Source organism: Micromonospora sp. NPDC048898 (assembly GCF_043198035.1).
Taxonomy (GTDB): Bacteria; Actinomycetota; Actinomycetes; order Mycobacteriales; family Micromonosporaceae; genus Micromonospora.
Genome location: NZ_JBICUF010000015.1, coordinates 179,128 through 203,183 on the forward strand (window position 1 = coordinate 179,128; position 24,056 = coordinate 203,183).

General features: G+C 68.3%; 27 protein-coding genes. 13 read left to right on the top strand and 14 right to left on the bottom strand.

Annotated features, from left to right (window positions below):
• Positions 1 to 55 precede the first annotated feature (55 nt).
• Both ACGFIQ_RS29510 and ACGFIQ_RS29515 read left to right on the top strand, forming a co-directional pair.
• Positions 56 to 382 (top strand): GNAT family N-acetyltransferase, encoded by a 327-nt coding sequence (locus tag ACGFIQ_RS29510; RefSeq protein ID WP_393248759.1) that lies wholly within the window; start codon positions 56 to 58, stop codon positions 380 to 382.
• Positions 339 to 785, top strand: coding sequence for a (4Fe-4S)-binding protein (locus tag ACGFIQ_RS29515; protein ID WP_393248760.1), 447 nt, complete (start codon positions 339 to 341; stop codon positions 783 to 785). Before ACGFIQ_RS29510 ends, ACGFIQ_RS29515 begins: the two co-directional genes overlap by 44 nt.
• A gap of 261 nt (positions 786 to 1,046) precedes the next feature.
• Here ACGFIQ_RS29515 and ACGFIQ_RS29520 read toward each other — a convergent pair whose 3' ends face one another.
• On the bottom strand, positions 1,047 to 1,946 hold the full coding sequence (locus tag ACGFIQ_RS29520; protein WP_393248761.1) for a DUF5996 family protein: 900 nt from the start codon (positions 1,944 to 1,946) through the stop codon (positions 1,047 to 1,049).
• A gap of 3 nt (positions 1,947 to 1,949) precedes the next feature.
• Positions 1,950 to 2,654, bottom strand: coding sequence for an alpha/beta fold hydrolase (locus ACGFIQ_RS29525; RefSeq protein WP_393248762.1), 705 nt, complete (start codon positions 2,652 to 2,654; stop codon positions 1,950 to 1,952).
• 644 nt (positions 2,655 to 3,298) lie between these two features.
• Here ACGFIQ_RS29525 and ACGFIQ_RS29530 point away from each other — a divergent pair.
• The 3 genes from ACGFIQ_RS29530 to ACGFIQ_RS29540 all read left to right on the top strand — a co-directional run bounded on the left by ACGFIQ_RS29530 (position 3,299) and on the right by ACGFIQ_RS29540 (position 4,523).
• The gene (locus ACGFIQ_RS29530) at positions 3,299 to 3,793 is read left to right on the top strand and encodes a CPBP family intramembrane glutamic endopeptidase (RefSeq protein ID WP_393248763.1); all 495 of its coding nucleotides are present in this window, start codon (positions 3,299 to 3,301) and stop codon (positions 3,791 to 3,793) included.
• A gap of 116 nt (positions 3,794 to 3,909) precedes the next feature.
• On the top strand, positions 3,910 to 4,218 hold the full coding sequence (locus ACGFIQ_RS29535) for a GNAT family N-acetyltransferase (RefSeq protein WP_393248764.1): 309 nt from the start codon (positions 3,910 to 3,912) through the stop codon (positions 4,216 to 4,218).
• 89 nt (positions 4,219 to 4,307) lie between these two features.
• Positions 4,308 to 4,523, top strand: a complete 216-nt coding sequence (locus tag ACGFIQ_RS29540; protein WP_393248780.1) for a methyltransferase domain-containing protein — start codon at positions 4,308 to 4,310, stop codon at positions 4,521 to 4,523.
• Here the strand turns inward: ACGFIQ_RS29540 and ACGFIQ_RS29545 are convergent.
• The 4 genes from ACGFIQ_RS29545 to ACGFIQ_RS29560 all read right to left on the bottom strand — a co-directional run bounded on the left by ACGFIQ_RS29545 (position 4,498) and on the right by ACGFIQ_RS29560 (position 8,179).
• Positions 4,498 to 5,940: an alpha/beta hydrolase gene (locus tag ACGFIQ_RS29545; RefSeq protein WP_393248781.1), complete on the bottom strand. Its 1,443-nt coding sequence runs from the start codon at positions 5,938 to 5,940 to the stop codon at positions 4,498 to 4,500. The genes ACGFIQ_RS29540 and ACGFIQ_RS29545 overlap by 26 nt on opposite strands.
• A gap of 380 nt (positions 5,941 to 6,320) precedes the next feature.
• Positions 6,321 to 6,488: a helix-turn-helix transcriptional regulator gene (locus ACGFIQ_RS29550; RefSeq protein WP_393248765.1), complete on the bottom strand. Its 168-nt coding sequence runs from the start codon at positions 6,486 to 6,488 to the stop codon at positions 6,321 to 6,323.
• A gap of 147 nt (positions 6,489 to 6,635) precedes the next feature.
• Positions 6,636 to 7,217, bottom strand: coding sequence for a TIGR03086 family metal-binding protein (locus tag ACGFIQ_RS29555; RefSeq protein WP_393248766.1), 582 nt, complete (start codon positions 7,215 to 7,217; stop codon positions 6,636 to 6,638).
• Positions 7,218 to 7,291: 74 nt separating this feature from the next.
• Positions 7,292 to 8,179, bottom strand: a complete 888-nt coding sequence (locus ACGFIQ_RS29560; RefSeq protein ID WP_393248767.1) for a LysR family transcriptional regulator — start codon at positions 8,177 to 8,179, stop codon at positions 7,292 to 7,294.
• Positions 8,180 to 8,263: 84 nt separating this feature from the next.
• Here ACGFIQ_RS29560 and ACGFIQ_RS29565 point away from each other — a divergent pair, with 84 nt between their 5' ends.
• Positions 8,264 to 9,577, top strand: coding sequence for an aspartate aminotransferase family protein (locus ACGFIQ_RS29565; RefSeq protein WP_393248768.1), 1,314 nt, complete (start codon positions 8,264 to 8,266; stop codon positions 9,575 to 9,577).
• A gap of 88 nt (positions 9,578 to 9,665) precedes the next feature.
• On the opposite strand, the gene ACGFIQ_RS29570 is transcribed toward ACGFIQ_RS29565, so the two are convergent.
• The 7 genes from ACGFIQ_RS29570 to ACGFIQ_RS29600 all read right to left on the bottom strand — a co-directional run bounded on the left by ACGFIQ_RS29570 (position 9,666) and on the right by ACGFIQ_RS29600 (position 15,785).
• Positions 9,666 to 10,196: a hypothetical protein gene (locus tag ACGFIQ_RS29570; RefSeq protein ID WP_393248769.1), complete on the bottom strand. Its 531-nt coding sequence runs from the start codon at positions 10,194 to 10,196 to the stop codon at positions 9,666 to 9,668.
• A 181-nt stretch (positions 10,197 to 10,377) separates the two neighbouring features.
• Positions 10,378 to 10,908: a VOC family protein gene (locus ACGFIQ_RS29575; protein ID WP_393248770.1), complete on the bottom strand. Its 531-nt coding sequence runs from the start codon at positions 10,906 to 10,908 to the stop codon at positions 10,378 to 10,380.
• A 104-nt stretch (positions 10,909 to 11,012) separates the two neighbouring features.
• Positions 11,013 to 11,861, bottom strand: coding sequence for an alpha/beta fold hydrolase (locus ACGFIQ_RS29580; protein WP_393248771.1), 849 nt, complete (start codon positions 11,859 to 11,861; stop codon positions 11,013 to 11,015).
• A 488-nt stretch (positions 11,862 to 12,349) separates the two neighbouring features.
• On the bottom strand, positions 12,350 to 13,525 hold the full coding sequence (locus ACGFIQ_RS29585; RefSeq protein WP_393248772.1) for a GDSL-type esterase/lipase family protein: 1,176 nt from the start codon (positions 13,523 to 13,525) through the stop codon (positions 12,350 to 12,352).
• 77 nt (positions 13,526 to 13,602) lie between these two features.
• Positions 13,603 to 14,010 (bottom strand): TetR-like C-terminal domain-containing protein, encoded by a 408-nt coding sequence (locus ACGFIQ_RS29590; RefSeq protein WP_393248782.1) that lies wholly within the window; start codon positions 14,008 to 14,010, stop codon positions 13,603 to 13,605.
• A 6-nt stretch (positions 14,011 to 14,016) separates the two neighbouring features.
• A complete protein-coding gene (locus ACGFIQ_RS29595) occupies positions 14,017 to 15,099 on the bottom strand; it encodes a tartrate dehydrogenase (protein ID WP_393248773.1) in 1,083 nt (360 codons plus the stop codon).
• Positions 15,096 to 15,785 (bottom strand): GntR family transcriptional regulator, encoded by a 690-nt coding sequence (locus tag ACGFIQ_RS29600; RefSeq protein ID WP_330438265.1) that lies wholly within the window; start codon positions 15,783 to 15,785, stop codon positions 15,096 to 15,098. Before ACGFIQ_RS29600 ends, ACGFIQ_RS29595 begins: the two co-directional genes overlap by 4 nt.
• Before the next feature lie 95 nt (positions 15,786 to 15,880).
• Here ACGFIQ_RS29600 and ACGFIQ_RS29605 point away from each other — a divergent pair, with 95 nt between their 5' ends.
• Genes ACGFIQ_RS29605 through ACGFIQ_RS29625 form a run of 5 tightly spaced genes read left to right on the top strand, consistent with a single transcriptional unit; the run spans position 15,881 to position 21,512 of the window.
• The gene (locus ACGFIQ_RS29605) at positions 15,881 to 17,152 is read left to right on the top strand and encodes an MFS transporter (protein WP_330438266.1); all 1,272 of its coding nucleotides are present in this window, start codon (positions 15,881 to 15,883) and stop codon (positions 17,150 to 17,152) included.
• Between the two features lie 14 nt (positions 17,153 to 17,166).
• Positions 17,167 to 18,111, top strand: a complete 945-nt coding sequence (locus ACGFIQ_RS29610; protein WP_393248774.1) for a phosphoglycerate dehydrogenase — start codon at positions 17,167 to 17,169, stop codon at positions 18,109 to 18,111.
• The gene (locus ACGFIQ_RS29615; protein ID WP_330438268.1) at positions 18,108 to 19,772 is read left to right on the top strand and encodes an FAD-binding dehydrogenase; all 1,665 of its coding nucleotides are present in this window, start codon (positions 18,108 to 18,110) and stop codon (positions 19,770 to 19,772) included. Before ACGFIQ_RS29610 ends, ACGFIQ_RS29615 begins: the two co-directional genes overlap by 4 nt.
• A 17-nt stretch (positions 19,773 to 19,789) precedes the next feature.
• Positions 19,790 to 21,169 carry an acyclic terpene utilization AtuA family protein gene (locus ACGFIQ_RS29620; RefSeq protein WP_330438269.1) on the top strand — a complete coding sequence of 460 codons (1,380 nt, stop codon included), beginning with the start codon at positions 19,790 to 19,792 and terminating at the stop codon, positions 21,167 to 21,169.
• Positions 21,162 to 21,512: a DUF4387 domain-containing protein gene (locus ACGFIQ_RS29625; protein WP_330438270.1), complete on the top strand. Its 351-nt coding sequence runs from the start codon at positions 21,162 to 21,164 to the stop codon at positions 21,510 to 21,512. The genes ACGFIQ_RS29620 and ACGFIQ_RS29625 overlap by 8 nt, the downstream gene beginning before the upstream one ends.
• A gap of 203 nt (positions 21,513 to 21,715) precedes the next feature.
• Here the strand turns inward: ACGFIQ_RS29625 and ACGFIQ_RS29630 are convergent, their stop codons facing one another.
• Positions 21,716 to 22,762: an aldo/keto reductase gene (locus ACGFIQ_RS29630; protein ID WP_330438271.1), complete on the bottom strand. Its 1,047-nt coding sequence runs from the start codon at positions 22,760 to 22,762 to the stop codon at positions 21,716 to 21,718.
• A gap of 120 nt (positions 22,763 to 22,882) precedes the next feature.
• Between ACGFIQ_RS29630 and ACGFIQ_RS29635 the strand changes: the two genes are divergently transcribed.
• A complete protein-coding gene (locus tag ACGFIQ_RS29635) occupies positions 22,883 to 23,371 on the top strand; it encodes a TetR/AcrR family transcriptional regulator (RefSeq protein ID WP_357567890.1) in 489 nt (162 codons plus the stop codon).
• Between the two features lie 170 nt (positions 23,372 to 23,541).
• Positions 23,542 to 23,907, top strand: coding sequence for a VOC family protein (locus ACGFIQ_RS29640; RefSeq protein ID WP_330438273.1), 366 nt, complete (start codon positions 23,542 to 23,544; stop codon positions 23,905 to 23,907).
• The last annotated feature ends 149 nt before the right edge of the window (positions 23,908 to 24,056 follow it).

Genomic DNA, 24,056 nt, shown 5'->3' on the forward strand with positions numbered 1-24,056 from the left:
CGTACCGACCGGTGGTGCTTGACCGTGTGCCAACCACACGGTGTTGGCTGACACGATGAACGACAAGGTCGACGTGCGCGACAATCCCGCACAGCATCGCTACGAGATCGCGGTGGACGGCGATCTCGCGGGCTTCGCCGTCTACTACCTCGAGAAGGAGCGGATCGTCTTCATCCACACCGAGGTGGCGATCGCCTACGAGGGTCGAGGGTTGGGCAGCCGGCTCGCGCGTCAGGCCCTCGACGACGTACGCGGAAGGGGCCTGCGGGTGGTGCCGGCGTGCCCGTTCTTCGCGAGGTTCATCAAGATCCACCCGGAGTATCAGGATCTGACCCGTCGTGGCCAGAGCTCCCGCGCTGTTCTGGGCGAGCACGATGAGTGAGCCGAACCTGAAGTCGTACCCGGGATCCGACATCACGGTCACGTTCGACGGCGGCCGGTGCCTGCACTTCGCCGAGTGCGTGCGAGGGCTCCCGGAGGTGTTCGATGTCTCCGCACGGCCCTGGATCGCCCCCGACAACGCCGGCGCCGCCGCGCTGGCCGCCGTCGTGGAACGCTGCCCCAGCGGCGCGCTGCAATACACCCGGCACGACGGGGGCGTCGAGGAGACACCGCCCGACCCCACAGTCGTGACCGCGAACGAGCGCGGGCAGATCCTGCTGCACGGCAACCTGACGCTGACCAGCGCCGGCCCGCGACCTCACCCGAAGCACCGGATGACGCTGTGCGCTTGCGGCCGATCAGCGAAGCGACCGTTCTGCGACAACGCGTGCCGCGGCACCTGACGGCCGTCGAGCGCGCGCACTCGTCATCGCCCCGGCGACGCGATACTGGCGCGGTACGCATGCCACCGCGAGAGCTGTCATGTCCCGCTCTCGCACTGTCATCAACGCGTCCTGCCGGCCGGGGTCGTCCTCACCCAGCAGGCCTGCGGTACCGGTGAAACGATCGACGCGGCGGAAGCAACAGCAGCGCCCTCGTCGCGGCGGGCAAGGTTCGGCGGCCGGCGTCGCGTCCCCTGACCCCCCGTCCAGGGGACGCGACGGTCACGCCTCCACGGCCGACCGGTCCCAGGCGGCCAGGTCGGCGGCGGCGCCGTAGGTTGCGCGGAGGAACTCGAGGAGTGCCGCGTCGGGATCGGCCGACTCGGCCACCTTCTCGTACGGAAGCACACACTCCTGCAGGGTCTTGTCGTAGTACGCCTCCGTACGCTCTCGGTAGCCCGGCGGTTCCGGATACGCGTACGCATAGAAGGCGCCCTCCTCACCACCACCCGGCCAGAAACCGAAGCTGGCCAGCTCGTGCGAGTAGCCCTCGTGCATGACCGACGGCGGGCAGTTGGGCACGCCGCCCGGGTGTTGCGGGGCGACCCGACCGGAGAAGCGGGTGTAAGCCAGATCCATCGCACCCCAGAAGAAGTGCACCGGGCTGGCCTTGCCCACGAACTCGGAACGGAAGCGGCTCATCACCCGCTCGGCCTGTAGCAGCTGCCGCCAGAAGAGTCGCGCGGCTTCCGCGTCGTACGAGCAGTTCCGGTCGTTCTCGGCGAAGGGGATCGCCAGCTCGACCTCGTTGGGCACGGGGTGGATGCCGGGCCTCAGGCCGAGCGCGGCCAAAGCCTCGAGCGTCTCGCGGTAGAACGTCGCGACGGGCTTCGGCTCGAGAACCACATCGCGCGAGCCGCCGTCGCTGGTGCGCACGCGCAGCAGCTCGTCGACGAAGTCGAACTCGATGTCGAAGACGCCCCGCTCGTACGGAACGGCCGAGGTGGTCAGGCCGCGGGCCGTGGGATAGAGCGTGACGTGCCACCAGTGGTTGACCGACGGCATGTACGCCATCCGGATCTTGCCGACGATCTGGGTCCACATGTGCAGGGTGTCGCGGGTCTCGGTCCAGTCGGCCACGCGCAGCCGGGGCCACCACAAGTTGTTGATCGTTGTCTCCACGGTTCAGCCGATCGATCGGGTGGCATCGAGGATGATCTCGGCGACCGCAACCGGCTCCGACGCGGGAATCGCGTGCGACGCGCCGGCGAGTTCGACGGCGGCGCGAGCGCCGGCCCGCTTGGCCATGAAGCGGTGAGCCTCGAGCGGGATGTTGTGGTCCAGCTCCGGGTAGACGAACCAGGACGGCACACTCGTCCACGCCGGGTCGCCGGATCCCTCGTTGAGAGCGGTGGTGTTCAGGGGACGTTGAGTGGCCGCGTCGATGGCGGACCGCTCGGCCGGGACGTCGGCGCTGAACTGCTGATGGAACTTATCCTGCTGGATGTAGAGATCAACCGTTCCGTCGGCCAGGGGAACTTCCCGCAAAGTCTCGCCCAGGGTGCCGCCGGGGAACTTGCCGGACAACGCGCCGATGCTCTCGCCGGCTTCGGGGGCGAAGGCGGCGACGAAGACGAGCGCCTTGACATGGTCGTGTCCGACGGCGGCGTTGGAGATGACCGCCCCGCCGTACGAGTGGCCGACGAGCACGACCGGCCCGTCGATCGTGCTCAGGATGCTGGAGACGACGGCGGCGTCCCCGGACAGGCTGCGCAACGGATTGGGCGCGGCGATGACCGGGTAGCCGTCGTCGAGTAGGCGCTGGATGACGCCACCCCAGCTGGCGGACTCGGCGAACGCGCCGTGCACCAGGACGATGGTGGGTTTCACTTCAGTTCCTTTCATCGGGCCGGCAGGACAGGTCGCGGCTCCGGCCCAGCAGAAACCATGTTCTCCGAACAGGGTCAAGGCCTTTGACTGTGTTCCGGCGACATGGTGTCGCATGACACCGAGTGCCGACGGACGACGCAGGGGGTTGTACATGTCCCGGCCCGCCGTCTGCCGGCGGTGGGCAGCCGGACTTCACCAATCTTGACTGTGTCGCAAGCACACGGTTTCTCATGGTCCACACAGTTCGGAAGGGGACATCACATGGGGAACGTCGAATACCACCGCGTCCTCGCGGGGGAGCGTCGCCGCGTCGGTCGCGGCATCCTCGCGATCGTGCTCCTGCTCGGCGGCCTGTTGGTTGTCAGCGGCGTATTGTCCGTGGGCGCTGCCGCTCTGGACGACCGTGGCAGCGACGACTCCTACACTCCGCTGACGCACGCGGTCGCGATGTTCTCCTTGGCGCTGCTTCTCCCGTGGAGCAGGGTCATTCAGCGCTGGCTCTACGGCGTACCGGGGGCGTCGCTCCACTCGGTGTTCTCGCGCTTCCGCTTCGACGTGTTCGGCCGCGCTTTGCTGCTCTTTCTTCCGGTCTGGGTCACGGCCCTGGTCGTGAGCGACTACCTGGCGCCCGAGCCGCGCAGCGTGTGGTCGGACACGATGTGCTGTGGCTGCTGGCCGCCACCCTGCTGCTCACCCCGCTGCAGGCCGCGGGCGAGGAGTACGGGTTCCGCGGGCTCGTCTTCCGGGTCGCCGGAAGCTGGACCCGGGGCAGCCGATCGGGTCTCGTCCTCGGCCTGATCGTGATGGCGGTGACCTTCACGGTGAGCCACGCGGCGACCGACGCCTGGCTGAATATCTGGTACGTCGTACTCGCCATCGGTACGGGGCTCGTCACCTGGCGTACCGGCGGCCTTGAGATCGCGGTTGTCCTGCACGCGCTGTGGAACACGCTGGGCTTCGTCTTCTCCATCGTCATGCGGTCCGACTTGAACAGCGTCGTGACCGACCGCGATGCCGGAGCCGCGACCGCCGCCACGCTCATCCCGAGCGCCGTCGTCCTGGCCACCGTGGTGATCGTCTGGTTCACCACGCGGCGTACCGGACCACTGACCGCTGAGGCCGGTTCGAGCCGGACATGACAATCGAAGCCGAGGTCGATGTCACCACCGGCCTCGCAGAACCCCCTGAACGCGGGCCACAAGCTCAGCCCGCGGCTCGGATGACATCGACCCCGAAGTAGACAGATGGAGGACATATGGCAGTCGAAGTGAAAGACGTTCCCGAGGCCAAACGGTACGAGGCCCGGCAAGAAGGAGAGTCCGAGCTGGCGGGCATCGCGGAGTACATTCGCACGGCGGAGCTCATCGCGTTCGTGCACACCGAGGTTCCTCCGAAATACGAAGGCAAGGGAGTGGGGGCGGCGCTCGCCCGGGCCTCCCTTGACGAGGCTCGCGCCGCGAACCTGCGGGTGCTGGCGATCTGCCCGTTCTACACGGGGTGGATCGCCCGGCACCCCGAGTACCAGGACCTGCTGTACCAGTCCCGGAGCAAGGTCACCGACTGAGACAGGAGCCAGGAGAGGCTTGCCACACCGGCACACCATGAACGGCGGCCGCCGTGGCGTTCGCCCGCGAGCGAGCGAACGTCACGGTAGTGCGGTACGACCAGGGAGACGCGCTCGCATTGCCGTACCCGGACGAACATTTCGACGGAGTCCGGTGCGAGCGCGTGCTACAACACGTCACCGATCCCGATGCCGCCATCGCCGAGATGGGTGCGGGTGCTGCGTCCCGGCGGCCGGGTGTGCCTGATCGACACCGATTGACCCGCCACGCCTCAGCCTTCAGCCGGCCTCGGCCGCACACGTGACGTCGTGCCGCGGACGCTGGCCGGTGGTGAGGAAGGCCGTCACCGTGTTGTTGGCGCACATGTTCTTGGCGAAGAGCAAGTAGGCGCCGTGACCACCCTGGTCCACCGTCACCATCCGTGCCCGGTCCCCGAACGCGTTCCTGAGCTCGCGGGCGCCGACCAGCGGGGTCCCGGGGTCGCGAACGTTCTGCACCATCAGCACGTTCGACGGCCCTCGGTCACCAATGCGCACCGGCCGCTCGACCGGGGACGGCCAGAACGCGCACGGACCGATATTGGCCGCGGCGGCACCGACCAACGGGTACTTGAGCCGGTGGACCGCGACGGCCCGCTGGTAGTCGCGGACGGAACTCGGCCACTTCGAGTCGCCGCAGATGACATGCAGGCGGCCGGAGACGGCGTTGTCGATATTCGCGGGCGGCGGCTCGGGCGGCATCGGCTGGTTCGTGTCGAGCGCTTTCCACACCGCGGCCAGGGTGGGCATGCTCACGTCGCTGTAGAGGTGGTCGAACGTGATCCCCCGGAACAACGAACCGTCCACGCCCTGCACCGGTGACTTCTCCAGCCGCGCGGCGAGGTCGAAGAACTTCGCGCGCACCTGCTTCGGCGTCGTGCCCAGCCCGTACTGGGGATTGGTGGCGACGAACTTCGCGAAGTCCGGGAACCGGTCCTCCAGGCCGCGGCCGAGCCTTCGCATGGCGGTGAGGTCGTAACCGCCGGGGCCGAGGTTGCTGTCGAGCACGAAACGGTCACTGCGCTGGGGGAACATCGTCGTGTAGACTGCGCCGAGGTAGGTGCCGTACGACACACCGAGGTAAGAGATCTTCGGCTCGCCCAGCGCTTCCCGAATGCGGTCCATGTCCCGTGCGGTGTTCGCGGTGGTGATGTGGGGCAGCAGCGCGGCCGTCTCTGATGTCGCACACTGCCGGGCCATCGCCTTTGCGATCTCGGCGTCCCTCCGTACACCGGCCGCGTCAGCCGGGTACCAAAGGCTGCGCCGCGCGATCTGCTCCGGCGTCACGTCACAGGTCACCGGCGAGCTGTGGCCCACACCGCGCGGGTCGAATCCGATCACGTCGTACTGGTCCTGGACGCTGCGCGGCAGCGGCTGCGGCGACAGGTTGCCGGCGAGCAGGCCCGGGTAGATCAGTCCCCCGGCGCCGGGACCGCCCGGGTTGGTCACCAACACGCCCCGGCGCTGCGACGGGTCCTTGCTCGGCAGGCGGGAGACCGCAACGTCGAGCTGCCGCCCCTGCGGCTTCCGATAGTCCAGGGGGACCTGGACCGTCGTGCATTCCAGTCCGGGCAACGCACTGTCGGCGGGGCACGGACCCCACGTCAACCCGCTTTGCGCTGTCGCTTGGGAAGCCCCCAGGACCGACACCAGCGACATCGCCGCGACCGCCGAAACGAGCACGACCGACAAGGTTTTTCGCATCTGACTCCCCTATTCACGACTTGCCGCACCAGTGAAAACCGTGTCGCCGCCACAAGGTCAAGGGAGTGTGCGAACTTGCCGTCTCGCGCCGGACAGCGCCCGGCGCGCTACGCCGGGCTTGAGGAGCGCCGCCGGCGCTGCCCGTGACCGAGGAGTACGGCATGGGGGTGCTGACGCAGACGGGCTGCGCTTCGGACCGGACGACCGCATCGAATACGCGTACGGCCCGCACTCCGCCTACGTCCTGCCGCCCGAGGCCCTTCGTACGGTCGGCGAGCAGGCCCGTACGCGCGGCGTCGTCAGCTGTCCAACCTCGTCGGTAGGAGTTACCGGTCTTCGGCGGGGTCACACCGCCCCGATCACGGGAGGTGCAGTTCTTTGAGTTCGCGGCGTGTGGTGATCCCACGCTTGCGGAAGATCTTGCGCAGGTGGGTTTCGATGGTCCGTGGGCTGAGGAACAGCTGTGCGCCGACCTCACGGGAGGTTACTCCGTGACGGTGTCCGGGCAGAGGGTCACCTTTGCGCACGGTCCCGGCCGCGCCGGCATCCGGTACTCAAGCCGGCTGGTCGACGGTCATCAGCACGTGGTTCCGACGGGCGCGGCGTCGCTGCTGCGGCAGGGCCGGCTGGACTAGCGGCTGTTCGACGTCACATCGACCGGGATCGGCGGGCCCTTACCGGTGGGTTGCCGGCGACCAACCAGGGTCACGGCCGGCGAAAGCGACGACCCGTTCCACCGGAGAGGCGTCGGGCGAGACCGCGTACTCCGGGCCGAACGCCATGCCGGGGCCGCGCCACTCGGGCTTGAGCGTCGCCCGGTAGAAGGCAAGTGCCCGCTCGCAGGTCGCCTCGTCCGGATTCCAGGGCAGACCCGCCGCGGTGGCCATGTCCCAGCCGTGAGTGATCACCTCGATCAGCAGCATGTCCAGAGCCACGGCACCGGGAAACGCTCCACCGAGGTGGGGCACGTTCACGATGGTCTTCTCGACCCCGGCCGCCAGCGCGAATCGCAACGTCGCCGAGAGCCGCGGGAGGACGGTTTCAAGCTGGTCGGGCCCTGAGTAGGCATGCGGATCCGCTCCTCGCTCCTCGGCGCCGGGGTCGGCGAAGGCGGCCTCGAAGTAGGTCAGTCCGCCAGTGAGGTGCTGCCGCAGTCGTCGCACGTCGAACCCGTCGCACGGAGTCGGCAACGCGTACTGCTCCGCCGTGGTGCCGGCCGCTACCCGCGCCAAGTCATCGAGCAGAGTCAAAATCACGCGAGCATTCCACACCGTGTTCCGGCAACAGGGTCAAGCGCCGTCGACGACGCCGACCGACGGTCCGGCCGAGGTCAGTCACCTGCTCTCAGGGCATTGAGCACGGCCGTCACCTCGGGGCGTGACGCGGCCGGTCGCCGGACCCCGGCGGTGATGCGCCGGGTCAGCGGCGGGTCAAGCGGTCGGGTCACCACCCGGTATCGCGGGTCCACCGCCAGCTTCGGCAGCATGGTGATCGAGCGGCCGTTCTCCACGTGCTGCAGCGCCAGCATGTAGTTGTTGAACCGACAGATCACCACGGGCTCGAAGCCGGCCTCCCGGCACAGCCGGGTGGACAGCTCGGACATGTACGAGCCGGCGACGTCGAACGTCCAGCGCTGCTGCGCGCACGCCTCCAGGGCTACCGACTCGGCGCTGGTCAGCGGATGCTCCGGGGGCAGCACGAGCACGATCGGGTCGGTGGCGAGCGGCACCAGGTGGATCTCCGGGGAGAGCTCGGCGCCGGCGAAGTCGGCCGTCGTGATGATCAGGTCGACGTCGCCGCGACGCAACGCCGGCATGCTCTCGTGCGGCTCCAACTCCAGCAACACCACGCTCACATCCGGGTGTCGGGCCGCGAGACGGACAAGCGCCGGTTCGGCGAGGGCTTGCACCGCACTCTGGAACGCGGCCACGGTCACCGTGCCGGTCGGCTCGTCGGCGAGGCGGCGCAGCTCCGCCTCGGCCGCGTCCATGGCAGCGAGGATCTCCCGAGCCCGGCCGGCGAGCAACATTCCGGCCGCAGTGAGCCGCACCCGCCGCCCGGTGCGTTCGAGCAGCGCGGTCCGGGTCTCCCGTTCCAGCGTGGTCAGCTGCTGCGACACCGCCGACGGGCTCAGGTTGCCGCGCTGCGCAACGGCCCGGACGGTGCCGTAGGTCGCCAGGTCGGCGAGCAGGCGCAGCCGCCACGGATTCAGCGTCATGACCGCCGACTGTACGGCTTTGCTTAACAGCGACAGCGGAAATGTGCGATGGACGTGCCTGTCCGGGCTGCCTAGCGTCGATCCATGGCTGATTCGTTCTGGTCCGACGCCGATCGTCACCTGGTCCGCTACATCGGCGCGGGCAGCTTCGTACGGGAGATCATCGACCGCGCCGAGGGCAGTTTCGTCTTCACCGCCGACGGCCGCCGCCTGCTCGACTTCACGTCGGGGCAGATGAGCGCGATCCTCGGCCACTCCCACCCGGCCGTCGTAGCCACGATCCAGCGGCAGGCAGCCACTCTCGACCACCTGTTCAGTGGCATGCTGAGCCGGCCCGTGGTCGAGCTGGCACGCCGCCTCGCCGGCTCGCTGCCCGCGCCGCTGGACAAGGTCCTGCTGCTCACCACCGGCGCGGAGTCCAACGAGGCGGCGATCCGGATGGCGAAGCTGGTCACCGGCCGGCACGAAATAATCTCGTTCGCCCGGTCCTGGCACGGGATGACGCAGGCTGCGGCGAGCGCCACCTACAGCTCGGGGCGCAAGGGGTACGGGCCCGCGGCGCCCGGCAACTTCGCGATCCCCACGCCGAACGCGTACCGGCCCGACTTCACCTTTCCCAGCGGCGAGCTGGACTGGCGGCATCAGTTGGAGTTCGCGTTCGAGCTGTTCGACGCCCAGTCGGTGGGCAGCCTGGCGGCGTGCATCGTCGAGCCGATCCTCAGCTCCGGCGGGGTGATCGACCTGCCGCCGGGATACCTCGTGGCGCTGCGCGACAAGGTGCACGAGCGGGGCGGGCTGTTGATCCTCGACGAGGCGCAGACCGGTCTGTGCCGCACCGGAGAGTGGTACGCGTTCCAGCGTGACGGCGTCGTGCCGGACATCCTGACCCTGTCCAAGACGCTCGGCGCCGGCCTGCCGCTGGCCGCTGTGGTGACCAGCCCGGAGATCGAGCAGACAGCGCACGAGCGCGGCTTCCTCTTCTTCACCACGCACGTCTCGGACCCGCTGGTGGCCGCGGTCGGCAACACGGTCCTGGACGTGCTGGAGGCCGACCGGCTCGACGAACAGGCGGCGCAACTGGGCTCGTACCTGCGGAAGGGTCTTCAGGAGATCAGCCAACGGCACCCGGTGGTCGGCGACGTGCGCGGCCGCGGGCTGCTTGTCGGGCTCGAGCTGGTCAGCGACCGGGAGTCGAAACGACCGGCCGACGCGCTGGGCGCCGCGGTGACAGGGCGCTGCCTGGAGCTGGGCCTGCACATGAACGTGGTGCAACTGCCGGGCATGGGCGGCGTCTTCCGCATCGCGCCAGCGCTCACCTCCAGCCACGCGGAGCTGGACCTGGGCCTGGAAATCCTCGACCATGCACTCACCGACGTGGTGCCGCAGTTCATACCCTGACACACCAGCCGGGGATCATGATTCCGGTCGGCCACAGCACGCCGCACCCCTCGCGCAGGGCGAAGCCTGCACGAGCGCACGGCGGGCGCTATGCAGGGGCGTCGTCATGCCGGGCCGGCCCGAAGAGGGTCATGACGAGCGCCACAATGCTGAAAAAGCCAGATCCCAAGGCCAGCAGAAGCGAGGGTACGAAGGCAGCTGGCGGTGGCACCCAGCCACCAAGCACCCAGGGCAGCGTGACAAGGACGACGACCGCTGCCGTGGTGGCGACTTCATTGACAACGAACGCGGTTGATATGGCCGAGCCGCCGCGAGCGACTGTGCGGTAGGTCGTGTCGGCAGTTGAGGCAAGCAGCACGACCGAGAGCGCGATGAAAGTAAGAGCACCCCAGATCGGCTCCAGGCCGGCGAGTGTGAGCGACACGATGAGCGGCACGGCCGAGACCAAGAAGATCCACCGCACTCCCGAGCGCATGTAGCGGTCGGCCGCAGCTGAGCCCTTTCGGGTCTTGTGCAGGTCGGAGTCGAGGTAGAAGAAGACTCCGACGAGAAGCGTGCCGACAAGAGCACCAGAAACTTCTGCCATAGTAAAGAAGAACTCATCGCTGATTTCTCGCATCGCGACCGACTCCCCTTCAGCATGGAAGATGTCCCGACGGCAGTCTCTCGGTCACCAGACGGCCGCCCGAGCAGGGCGTGTGCGTATTCGCAGTCTCGGCATTTCGAGGTGCCAGTTCCATGCGTTCAGGCGCGAGTTATCCGAGGCACTTGACTGATGCGGATCCCTTTTCGCGTCCCACTCAGTCCTCGTCCTGCCACCTGCGCACATCCGTCTGGTCATGATAGGGCATGCGGTCCGGAGTGGTGATGAATTCCATCGTCGTACCCCAGGGCATGCGGCAGTAGCAGACCCTGTTTCCAGGACCTTCTTCGGTTGTATAGGGAATAGCACGAGGAGCGGTGAGTGGTGTGCCTCCGGCCCTTTCGAAGCGCTCAACCGATGCGTCGATGTCGTCGGTGTAGAGACCGAAGTGCGTGATTCCGAAGTCGCTCGCTCGGATCGGCTGGGCTTGTTCGGGACCGTGCATTTCGAAGAGCTCGAAATCGGGTCCGGTTCCGATCTTGACCATCGCCTGCGCACGCACGACCGTACCCGGGAAAGCGCCAACGGCCCGCTCGAATTCGGGTCCCTGCCGAGGTGGATCATCCGGCCCAAAGGACTGATAGATCACCTGGCCGCCGAAAGCTTCCATGAAGAACGATTTTGCGGCCTCGATGTCGGGCACCGTGATGCCGATATGGTTAACGCCGCGAATGACAGGTGCGGTCATGACAGTTTCCTTTCTTATCTAATCGATCGATCGGGATAGGTGCGGGCGCAACTTGCCCGCAGTGTCGCGATCCGCCCGGCCCACGACGGCGCGGTCGCAGAGTTTCACTTGGCCTCGAGGAACTCGATCAGGGCGGCCGCTACTTCATCCGGCCGTTCCTCCGCGAGATAGTGGCTGCACCGCGCAATCGAGCCGCCCGTCACATTGCTGGCAAACTCTTTGAGCATCGGCACCATCTGCGCACCGAAGCGCTGATCTCCGCCGAGACCTAGCACCGGCATCTCGATCGGTTGCTTCTTGTACTCGAGCGCGGCTGCATGGTCGGCGGCGAGGGTCCGATACCATTCCATGCCGCCGCGGGTGCGGCCAGGAAGCGCCATCGCTTTCGCGTAGATTTCGATGTCCGCCGGATTGAAGGTGCTGTGATCGTAGAACCGCTCAGACATGAAGGTCGAGATATAGTCATACTCACGGCCATGGATCAGCCGCTCGGGTAGATCCCGGTTCATATGGAAGCTGAAGTGCCAGAGCCCTGCGATCGACGCCTCCCATCCGGTCCAGCCGGGAAGCGGAACGTCGAGGACGGCCAGGTGGGTAACGGCCTCCCGATAGGTGGCGGCCTGCGGCAGGGCGACCATTCCGCCAATGTCATGTCCGCACACGGCGTAGCGTTCATGCCCAAGGGCAACCATGATTTCGTGCGCGTCGCGCGCCATCGTCGCCTTGTCATAGCCGTCGAGCGGGCAGTCTGAAAATCCCGCGCCGCGCAGATCGATGGCCACCACGCTGAAATGCTCGGCCAGCAGCGGCATCACACTGTGCCATCCCCACCATGTTTCCGGCCAGCCGTGAAACAGAAGGATCGGCGAACCTGAGCCTCCCGTGACAGCGTTGATCTTGATGCCATTAACCGGCACCAGTTGCTGGGTGAAACCCTTCAAAGTCGCGATCATGATCGCTTTCCAGTCAAGTATTGACGATCAGCAAGAGCTAGCGGCCAGCGCTCAGGGCTGGTCGAAATCGGTGGCGATCGTGATGTCGCGCCGGGCGTCGATATCCGAGTTGTTTTCAGGCGAGGCAAAGCTGTCGCCACCACGAACCATCATATCTGCCATATGGACCATTTCTTACGTGTTTGCGACCAAGCTACCGCGACCAGGTGGATTCCGGTCATAACGCGGTCTCTGCGCTTCGTGGCTACCCCTCCGACCTGACCGATGCCCAGTGGGCGCTGATCGAGCCGCTGTTGCCGGAGGAACAGGTGCCCGACGTCTCCCACCGATCCAACCCTTTTCCTTCGCGCCATCGAGCTTCCAACAGCCCAGCGCCACGAGTCGGGATCGCGACGGAGGGTACGCGCGAGCCGAACGGGACAACGCGGCACGGACTGCGCCGAGCAACACCGGCGTGTGGCCGTCACTGCTCGGCGCACCCCACACGGTCAGCCGGTCTTGGCGGCGAAGGGGCCGCCGTCGCCGAACGCGAGCCGCGCGAAGTTCTCGGCGATACGGCGATGTCCAGCAGCGTCGGGATGGACCTCGTCGGGTAGCGGGAGTTCGGCGTAGTCCGCCTCGCCGTACAGGTCCCGTCCGTCGAGGTAGTGCAGGTTCGGGTCGTCGGCCGTGCGCTGTTCGACGATCCGGGCGAGTTCGTCACGGATGACGGTGAGCGTCAGCCGCCCGGCGCTGCGCTCGGCCGGATCGCCCGTGGCCTTGAACCGCAGGGTCCCGCCCTCGAAGTCCGGTGCGAGGGGGCCGGGCGTGTCCTCCTGAACCGGGCACAGGATGGCGGACACGACCAGCAGTGGTGTGGTCGGATGCCCCTCGCGGACAGTGTCGAGGAACCCGTGGACCGCAGGGGTGAAGGCGCGCAGACGCATCACATCGCTGTTGACGATGTTGATGCCGATCTTGAGGCTGATCAGGTCCGTCGGGATGTCGCGCATCGCGCGGGCGGTGAACGGGTCGAGCAGCGCGCTCCCGCCGAACCCCATGTTGACCAACTCCACGCCGCCCTCAGCCGCGGCCAGGGCCGGCCAGATGGCGCTGGGATGAGCGGCGTTCGAGCCGTGGCTGATGGAACTGCCGTGGTGCAGCCACGTCCTGCGCCCGCTGGGCGGGGCCTGCTCAACGGGCGCGTCGGTGCGCAACGCGATCAACTCGGTGATCTCGGTGTGTGGGAGCCAGATCTCGACGTCCTTCTCACCCGCCGGCAGATCCGCGAAGCGGGCGGTGCCGGCCGGCCCCTCGGTCAGCACCGAGGTTTGGGTGAACATGTCGGTAACGGTCCGGACGTTGCCCTCGGGCACCGAGGCCTGCGCGGCCAGGCGGCCGTTGACCAGCAGGTCGTAGACGCCGTCCGCCGGGGGTGGGAAGCCTTGGTAGACCCGCTTGGTGGGCAGCGTGTCCAGTTCGATCGTGGTGGCCCGGGTACGGAACGCCAGCCGCACGCCGGAGGGCTGGGCCTCAGCCATGGCCAGTTGGTCGTCGGGGATCTGCCGGCGCGCCTGGGTGGTCAGCCGATGCGGCAGCAGACCGCGCGCGGTCACCTCCACGTCGACAAAGCCGCGCAGGAGGTCCGCGGTGACCGGGGTGATCCATTGGCGTTCGGTGGTCATTGCCTCAAGCCTTTCGACCGAATCTCGGTGTTCATCGGCGCAGCGAGCCGCTTGCGGCGGTGCGACAGTTGTCCGGGTCAGGTAGTGCTGCGGTTGCGTAACAGCGAGTCGAGCGAATCCACGATCCAGTCCCAGGATTCCTGTGCAGCGGGGGCGCTGTGTTCGAAACCACCGGCCAGCTCCAAACTGACGGAGCCGTGGAGGACGCTGCCCAGCATCCGGACCGCATGCGTCGCGTCCGGCGAGTCCAAGTCGTAGCCCCGCAGGATCGCCCGGGCCATCTGGGCGTGCCGGACGCCAGCGCTGGCGGCCGCCGTTTCCGGACCGAGCCGGAGTCGGGCGGCCGCATACCGGCCCGGGTGCTCCCTGGCGTACTCGCGGTAGGCGTCAGCGAACGCGGCCAGGGCGTCCCTGCCGGCACGACCAGCGACGGAGTCGGCGTCGGCGTCGGCGAGTTCCTCCAGCGCGAACAGCGCGATGCGGATCGACGATCAGGACTCGCGCACGCGCTCGGCAATCGCGTGGGCCAGTTCCGCCGTCGTGCCGGTGCCGTGCAGGTCGGGGGTGAGCGGGGCTTCCCGCGGACCGTACGCCAGGACGTCCTCGACGGCACCGAGCAGGTGCGCTGCCGCCTCGGGGTGACCGAGGTGCTCCAGCATCATCGAACCGCACCAGATCTGGCCGACCGGGTTGGCGATGCCCTTACCGGCGATGTCCGGCGCGGAGCCGTGCACCGGCTCGAACAGGCTCGGATGATCGCGCTCGGGGTTGATGTTCGCGCTCGGGGCGATGCCGAGCGTGCCGGTGCAGGCCGGGCCCAGGTCGGACAGGATGTCGCCGAACAGGTTGCTGGCGACGACCACGTCGAACCATTCGGGGTGCAGCACGAACTGTGCGGCAAGCGCGTCGATGTGGAACTTGTCGAGACGTACGTCGGGGAACTGCTCGCCCATCGCGGCCACCCGCTCGTCCCAGTAGGGCATGGAGATGGAGATGCCGTTGCTCTTGGTGGCCGAGGTGAGGTGCCGTTTCGGGCGGCGGAGCGCCTGTTCGAAGGCGAAGCGCAGCACGCGGTCGACGCCGACGCGCGTCATGATGGTCTCCTGGAGGACGGTTTCCCGCTCCGTGCCCTCGAAGATGCGACCGCCCACGCTCGAGTACTCGCCCTCGGTGTTCTCCCGGACGACGACGAAGTCGATGTCGCCGGGTTCGCGGCCGGCCAGCGGACTGCGGACGCCTGGCATGAGCCGGCAGGGGCGCAGGTTCACGTACTGGTCGAAGACCCGCCGGAACTGCAGGAGGCTACCCCACAGGGAGATGTGGTCGGGCACCACTGACGGCCAGCCGACCGCCCCGAAGTAGATGGCGTCGTAGCCACGCAGTGTCTCCTCCCAGTCGGGCGGGAGCATCGTGCCGTGCTGCTGCCAGTAGTCGGCGCTGGCGAAGTCGAAGCTGTCGAAGGTGAGGCTCAACCCGAACCGGTCGGCGGTCGCGCGCAACGCCTCGATCCCCGCGGGTACGACCTCCTTGCCGATGCCGTCCCCGGGGATGACGGCGATGCGCTGTGACGTCACGCCGTCTCCCTCAGCGCGGCGAGACCACCCTGCGCGTCCTCGGTGGCGAGGCGTTCGGCGGTGGCGGAGTCGCCGGCGCGCAGGGCCCGGACGAGGGCGCGGTGACTGGTGTACCGCTCCAGGCCGAACGTGTCGTCCGAGGCCACTTTCCGCAGCAGCAGCTCCCGGCGCTGGGGGCGGGAGAACACGCGGCTCTGCTCGAGCATCCGGACGAGGACGGGGTTGTGGGCGCAGGCGTTCACGGTGTCGTTGAACTCCTGCATCGTGTCGAGCAGCTCGGCGAGGTGCCGGTCGACCGCCTGCCCGTGACGGTGTCGTTCCTTGAGCAGGATCAGCAGGTCGTCGGCCCGGTCGAGGATCGCGTCCAGGGCGTCGAGCTGACCGGCGGTGGCGTGCCGGGCGGCGAACCGGGCGACGAGGCCGCGCAGGCCGACCTCCACCTCGGCGAGGTCGTCGATGGCCGCGTCGCGGATCGCGGCCACCAGAACGGTACGCGGCCCGATCCGTTCGATGAGGCCGTCGAGTTCCAGGCGGCGCAGCGCCTCACGGACGGGCGTCGGGCTGATCGCGAGCCGCTCGGCCATGCCCCGCTCGGTCACCTTCTCCCCCGCGGCGAGGTCGCCGGTGGCGATGGCGGTGCGGACGTGACGGTACGCCTGGTCGGCGAGCGTCTCGGTAACGGTCATGTTCGGACTCTAACCCATGACACAGCAAAGCCTGTTGCAACTATTGACGAGTTTGCTACAGCAAATTAGCGTGACGCCGGACACATGGAGGTGACATGACCGAAACGCAGGTCCGCGACAGCGCGGTGTCCCACCGGAAGATCACGCTGCTCATCGCTCTGGTGCTGTTCGCGCAGGAGTCGACCTGGAACTTCTACGACAACCAGGTCCCCGCGCTGCTACGCGACCACGTCGCGAGCGCGGCGGTCGTCGGTCTCCTGATGGGAATGGACAACCTGCTGGGGATCTTCGTCCAACCCTGGATCGGCAACCGGTCGGACAACACCCGTACCCGGTGGGGACGCCGCGTGCCGTACCTCGCGGTGGGCATGCCGGTGGCCGCCCTGCTCTTCCTGCTCCTCCCCTGGACCACGTCGCTCGCCACGCTCGTCGTGGTGATGGTCCTCTACGCGCTGGTCGCCAACACGATCCGTCCGCTGGCCGAGTCGATGGTGCCGGACTTCATCGCGCCACAGCGGCGAAGCCGGGCGAACGCCGTCGTGAAGATCGCGACCTCGCTGACCATCATCGTGGCGTCGCTGATCAGCCTGTTCGTGGTGGACGAGCATCCGCGCGGCGCGTTCGTCATCCCGGCGGTGATCCTGTTGCTCGTCACGGGGGTGCTGATCCTCAAGGTGCGTGACAACCGATCAGCGGCATATCAAGCCGCCCTGGCCGAGGACGCCACCGCGAGCAACGGCGGAACGGACGTGCCGTTCCGGCGGATCGTCGCGGACCTGGTCACCGATCGCGACCGCCGACGACTTCTGCTCCTGCTGACCGTTCTGCTCTTCGGTGGCGCATGGTTCGCCTCGCGCTCGCTGATCACCCCGTACGGCATGGAGGTTCTGGGCCTCACGCGTGGAGAGGCGGGCGGGCTCAGCCTGCCCAGCGGCGTCGCCTACCTGCTCGCCGCCTTCCCGGCGGCGCTGTGCGCCGAGCGCTTTGGGCGACTGCGTACCATCGGCGCGGGCATGGCCCTGTTCGCCGTCGCGATGGCTGCCGGATCGATCGTGCGGACCCCGACCGGGACCGTCGTCGTGTTCTGCCTCGCCGCCGTCGGCGCCGCCGCGTTCACGATCAACGCGGCGGTGGCGTTGTGGAACATGGCGCCGTCCAGTCGGGTGCTCGGCACCTACACCGGCCTGTACGCGGTCACCTGGTACCTGGGCGGCTTCGGAGGACCGGCGATCATCGGCGCCGTGGTCGACCTCACCGGCTGGACCGGGATGCTGCTCGACATCGCGGCACTGGCCGCGCTTGCCGTCCTCGTCGTCGTGTACCTCGGCCGCCTGCAACGACGCCGCACGACCGCTCTCCTGTCCTGACACGAAGGAATTCGATGCCGACCGTTCTCATCACCACGGACTACCTCGCCCCCGGCGACGAGGTGGACACATACCTCACCGGGCGGGGTTTCACGACCCGGCACGACCCGATGCGGGGACCTCGCCGGCCCGAGCAGCTGATCGCCGCCCTGGCCGGGGTCGACGGCGCGTTGATCGCCAACGAGCCGATGACGGAGGAGGTGCTGCGGCAGGCGTCGAGCCTGCGCGCCATCGTGCGCACCGGCGCCGGCTACGACACCGTCGACGTGGCCGCCGCTGCCCGGTTCGGCATCAGCGTGAGTAATCTGCCGGGGATCAACAGCAACGCGGTGGCCGAATACACCATCGCGTTGCTGCTCGCCCAGGCACGGCATCTGGTGCCGATGGCCGCCGACGTCGCGGCCGGTGGCTGGCCCCGCCGCGCCGGCCACGAGGTACGCGGCAAGACCATCGGACTGATCGGGCGGGGTGCCGTGGCACGGCGGGTGGCACCGCTCGCCTCGGCCTTCGGCATGACGGTGTTGTGCACCGGCAGCCTGGCCGCGCCGACGATCCAGGTCACGCTCGACCAGCTGCTTCGCGACTCCGACTTCGTATCCGTGCACACCGCGCTGACGTCGCGCACCCGCCACCTCGTCGACGCCGCAGCGCTGGCACGCATGAAGCCCAGCGCACATCTGATCAACACCGCACGAGGGCCGATCATCGACGAGGCAGCCCTCGCCGAGGCCGTCCGCGCCGGCCGCCTCGCCGGCGCGGCTCTCGACGTGGTGGACGTCGAGCCGCTGCCCGCCGACAGCGTCCTGCGCGGCGTCGAGGGCATCACCGTCTATTCGCACATGGCCGGGCAGACCGCCGAGGCGCGGCTGGCCGCAGGGATGGAGGGTGCCAAGGAACTGGTCGCCGCCCTCGATGGCCGCCCCGCCCACTCGGTAACCGCAGTACGGGAGCTGGCATGACCAACAGGACAGCAGAAGCGGACGTGATAGTGGTCGGGGCGGGCCTCGCCGGGTTGGTCGCCACTGCGGAGCTGGTCGCCGCCGGTCGATCCGTCCTACTGCTCGATCAGGAGCCCGAGCAGAGCCTCGGCGGCCAGGCGTTCTGGTCGTTCGGCGGGCTGTTCCTGGTCGACTCGCCCGAGCAGCGCCGGATGGGCATCCGCGACTCCCTGGACCTCGCGTGGCAAGACTGGCAGGGCAGCGCGGGGTTCGACCGGCCCGAGGACGACTGGCCGCGGCGCTGGGCCGAGGCGTACGTCTCGTTCGCCGCGGGCGAGAAACGCTCGTGGCTGCGCAGCCTGGGCATCAAGCTGTTCCCGATCGTCGGCTGGGCCGAGCGCGGTGGCTACGACGCCACCGGGCACGGCAACTCGGTGCCGCGTTTCCACATCACCTGGGGTACCGGTCCCGGCGTGCTCGAGCCGTTCATCGCGATCGTGCGGCAGGCCGCCGAGCGCGGTCAGGTCCGGCTGGCGTTCCGCCACCGGGTCGACACGCTGACCACTCGCGCCGGCGTTGTCACCGGCGCGGCCGGGACGATTCTGGAGCCCAGCGACGCTCCCCGTGGAACCGCCAGTTCCCGCGTCCCGGCCGAGGACTTCGCCTACACGGCGCAGGCCGTCCTGGTCACCTCCGGCGGCATCGGAGGCAACCACGACCTCGTACGCCGCAACTGGCCGGAACGGCTCGGGACGCCGCCCGCTCACCTGATCACCGGTGTCCCGGCGCACGTGGACGGTCGAATGCTCGACATCACCACGGGCGCGGGCGGCGCCGTGATCAACCCGGACCGGATGTGGCACTACGTCGAGGGCATACAGAACTGGGATCCGATCTGGGCCTCCCACGGCATACGAATCCTGCCCGGCCCGTCCTCGATGTGGCTCGACGCGCGTGGCCGCCGGCTCCCGGTGCCGCTCTACCCCGGATTCGACACCCTGGGCACGCTCGCCCACCTGCGTTCGACCGGATACGACCACAGCTGGTTCGTGCTCACCCAGAAGATCATCGAGAAGGAGTTCGCGCTCTCCGGATCGGAGCAGAACCCGGACCTCACCGGCCGGAGCGTTCGTCAGGTCCTGGGCCGCCTCCGTGCCGGGGCGCCGGCACCCGTGGAGGCGTTCAAGCGCCGCGGCGCCGACTTCGTCGTGACCGACGACCTCGACGAACTCGTCAAGGGCATGAACGCCCTCACCGGCGAGCCGCTGCTGGACCCGCTCGACGTGCGCCGCACGATCGAGGCGCGCGACCGACAACTCACCAACGACTTCACCAAGGACATGCAGATTGCCGCGATCCGCAACTTCCGCCGATACCGCGGCGACCGGCTGATGCGCACCGCGCCGCCGCACCGGCTGCTCGATCCCGCCGCCGGACCGCTGATCGCCGTACGCCTGCATGTGCTCACCCGCAAGACCCTCGGCGGCCTGCACACCGACCTCGACGGCCGGGTGCTCGACGGCACCGGGCAGCCGGTGCACGGCCTCTACGCCGCGGGCGAGGTCAGCGGGTTCGGCGGCGGTGGAATGCACGGGTACCGCGCCCTGGAAGGCACCTTCCTCGGCGGTTGCCTGTTCTCCGGACGCCAGGCCGGCCGCGCGCTCGCCGCCACCCTCACCTGACCATGGAAGGAACCACCATGACCGCACGCCGCGACTCCGTTCGCGTCCTCGCGCCGACCGGCATGCTCGGCGCCGGATTTCCGCCCGAGACCGTCACTCGCGGCCTGGACCTCGGCGCCGACGTCATCGCCGTGGACGGCGGCTCCACCGACTCCGGCCCCTATTACCTCGGTTCCGGTATCGCCAAGACCGCCGCCGCAGCCGTGGCCAGAGACCTGCGGCTGCTGCTGCGTGCGGCAGCCACCGCCCGCATCCCGCTGATCATCGGCTCCTGCGGCACCAGCGGCACCGACTCCGGCGTCGACTGGGTCGCCGGCATCACCCGCCAGATCCTGGCCGAGGAGAACCTTGACCTGCGGGTAGCGACGATCTACAGCGAGCAGCAGGCCGGCGACCTCAAGGGGCACCTCGACCAGGGCCGGGTGCACCCGCTGCCGCCGGCCGGCGACCTCGACCTGGCAACATTGGAGAGCTGCGAGCACATCGTCGCGATGATGGGCCACGAGCCGATCGCCGAAGCGCTGGCCGCCGGCGCCGATGTGGTTCTGGCCGGACGCGCCACCGACACCGCCATCGCCGCCGCCTATCCGCTGATGGCCGGCATGCCGGCCGGCCCGACCTGGCACGCCGCCAAGATCGTCGAATGTGGCGGGCAGTGCACCACGAACCCGCGCGCCGGTGGCGTTCTCGCCACCATCGACGCCACCGGCTTCACCATCGAGCCGCTCGACCCCGCCGTCGCCTGCACCACCACCTCGGTCGCCGCGCACATGCTCTACGAGACGGTCGACCCCTTCTCGATGCGCGAACCGGCGGGCACCATCGTGGTCGCCGACGCCACCTACCGGGCCTTGGACGACCGACGGGTACGCGTGGAGGGCTCCCGCTTCGAACCCGCCGCGCAGCACACCATCAAACTCGAGGGCTCGCGCATCACCGGCTACGAGACTATGTCGTTCACCGCCATCCGCGACCCCCACATCCTCGGCCAGATCACCACCTGGGCCGCGCTGTTGCGCCGGATGATCGGTGAGTGGGTCACCAACGCGCTAGGACTGAACCCCGACGAGTACGCCTTCGACATCCGCCTCTACGGCTACAACGCCGTCCTGGATGCCATCGACCCGGCCACCGGACCGCCCCGCGAGGTCGGGGTGATGCTCCTGGTCAACGCCGCCGACCAGCAGACCGCCACCGCCATCGCGAAGATAGCCAACCCGCTCATGCTGCACCTACCCACCCCCGACATGGACTACCTCCCCAGCCTCGCCTTCGCGACCTCGCCCGCCGAGACCGAACGCGGAGCGGCGTACGAGTTCGTCCTCAACCATGTCGTCGACGTCGACTCCCCCACCAGCCTGTTTCGCATCAACGTTCCGGAGGACACCGATGACTGAGACCGTTGCGGACCTCGCACTCGAGGTCCGGTCGAAGAACGCCGGCCCCTTCTGGGTCACTATGGAGGTGTTCCTGCGCGACGCGGCCGGCTACGCCATCGTCGGCGATCCCGAATTCCTGAACGCGCCGGTGATCGCGCGTCTCTACGGCGTCGCGGCGGACACCGTCCAGATCTACCGGATCCCCGAGCTCAACGTTGTCAAGATCTCGTTCCCGCGCCCCGTGGCACAGGGCAGCCTGCACGACCGCGACATCCATGCCGGCCAACACCACGTCCCGCTGGCCTTGCTGCGGGTGACAGCCACCGAGGGTGCGGGAAACGCCGTCCTGGACCGACGGTGAGGCTGGCCGGGTTGGCCCGTACGTGATGGGCTGATGGTTGGCGGCAGTGGACGTGACCCTTGCTCTGACTGGCTTCGCGCCTCCGAGGCGACGTGTCCGTCTGCTGCCGCCGCCTCCTGCCGCAGCCGGACCTGACCGCGACCCCGGGCCACCCCGCAGCCAAGGCCGCCTAACCAACCCGGCGAACGTTTGTGGTCAGGGCACTAGATGACGGGAACGGGGGAAGGGTCGACCAGAGTGCGGTCACCGTCGAAACCATGATCCAGCGCGGCGGTGACGTCCTCGTGTGGGGTTCCTGGCCGGATGGCGCTGACCTCGTCCAAGTGTCGATAGTGCTGATCGCTGAGGTCGAGTTGCAGCGACTTCAGGTACTCCTCCAGTTGAGTCAGGGTGCGCGGGCCGACGATCGGGATCAGGGCCGTGGGGGCCAGTGCGGCCCGGCTACGCAGCCAGGCCAGGGAGACCTGGACCGCGCTGACGCCGAGTTCCTCGGCAATCGTCAGTACGGCGTCGACGATGGCGGTGCGCTGGGCACTGCCCTCGATCGCGTCGCCCCGGGCGGTCAGCCGGCCTTGTTCACCCTGCCGATACTTACCAGTGAGCAGTCCGCCGGCCAGCGGGGAGTAGAGGACCACGCCCAGACCGTGAGCCTGCGCCATCGGCAGTAGCTCCCGCTCGGCAGATCGTTCGGCCAGGCTGTATTCCGTCTGGATGCCGACCAGAGGGGCCAGGCCGCGCAGGTCGGCGCGGACGGCGGCGCCGGCAACCCGCCAGGCCGGGAAATTCGACAGGGCGCCGTGCAGGATTTTGCCGGAGCGGATCAGGTCGTCGAACCCGGCCAGGATCTCCTCGATCGGGGTGAGGCCGTCGGGAAAATGCGGCATGAAGACGTCGACGTAGTCGGTGTTCAGGCGGCGCAGACTCGCTTCGAGAGACCGGACCATGATCTTGCGACTGTTGCCGGTCGTGCCCGGGCGGGGCTGGGCCTGCCTGGTCCCGCTGTACTTGGTGATGATCACAAAGTCGTCCCGCTGAGGCCCGAGCAGCCCGCCGAGCACAGTTTCGGCCTGTCCATCCTGATACAGGTTGGAGGTGTCGAACGTGGTGCCGCCGGCGGTGACGAAGGCCTCGAAGATCTGGCGGGAGGCCTCGGGGCCGGCGCCGGTGTTCGAGGTGCTGAAGTTCGCCGTCCCGAGCGCGTACTGCGACACACGCAGTCCGCTCAGACGGCCGAAGGTCTGGTAGCGCACGGTGGCTCCTGAGGGTCAGTGCGGTGAGGTAGGCTTCCGACAGTAGCAAATAAAGCGAGGGTTCACTCTTTTATGCCTAAGGTCAGTCAAGCTCATCTCGACGCACGCCGCCAGCAGATCGTGGATGCCGCCCGGGCTCGGTTCGCCAGTCACGGCTTTGCCCACACGTCGATGGCCGACATCGTGACCGAGTCCGGGCTCTCCAACGGGGCGATCTACCGGTACTTCACGAGTAAGGATGAGATCGTCATCGCGGTCTGCGAGCAGGGAACCGAAGCGCTGCCGAGGGCGCTCACCGCCGAGGCCGTGGGTGGTTTCCTCGACCATGTCCGGGCCCGGGCCCGTGACACCCATCATGCCCGGCTGGTCGCCCAGATCTATGCCGAGGCCGCGGTATCACCACTGCTGGCAGCCGTTGTGCAGAGACAACTCGCCGCGATGCGGGCCGCGATTGCCGAGCTGGTGCCCGACTCCCGGCGCCCGCAGGCCGGGCAGATCGCCGAAGCGTTCGTGGCCCTCAGCATCAGCTACAGCCTGCAACTGGCGATTCGTGGCGACCTGGATCCCGCACCCTTCACCAACGCGTTGATGGCGATCATCAAGGGCTAGTACGAGCGTGACCCGACCGGCTTCCGCCGGTCCGTGGACGCTCGACCGGCGTCCGTGATGCCGGCCGGCCTCCCTCTCGGACGGCTTGAACCAAAAGAGAGTGACGCGTCGTTTTGGGTGTTAGGGTAGGTCACTGTCGGCCCCTGACGAACCCGCTCCTTGGAGGACCCATGCCGGTAGCTCACATCGCTGCGATCAACCTGGAGTGCCCGGACCCAGCCGACCTGACCCGCTTCTGGGCCGCGATGCTGGACGGTGAGGTCACGGTCCAGACCCCGGACTTCTGTGCGGTCAAGGCGGGTCCGCTCTACCTCGGCGCGGTTCGCGTCGACGACTACCGGCCACCGACCTGGCCCACCGGCGAACGATCGCAGCAGATCCACTTCGACCTGGCCGTCGACGGCCCCGATGACCTCGATGACGCCGAGGCGCGGGCGATCGAACTCGGAGCCGTCAGAGAAAGACAACAACCGGCGCCGGAACGCTTTCGTGTCCTGCGCGACCCGGCCGGCCACCCGTTCTGCCTGCGCGGCTGAGCCGCACGACCCGGCCGCCGCCAGCGACGAGTCACGGACGGTGAGCTGCTCGTACTAGGCGGTGTTTCGTAGGCGTCGTTGTTGGGGCGTGGCGGTGGTCGCTAATTGAAGAGGTCTCCGGTAGTTGGTTCAGCGACCAAGCTAGAACT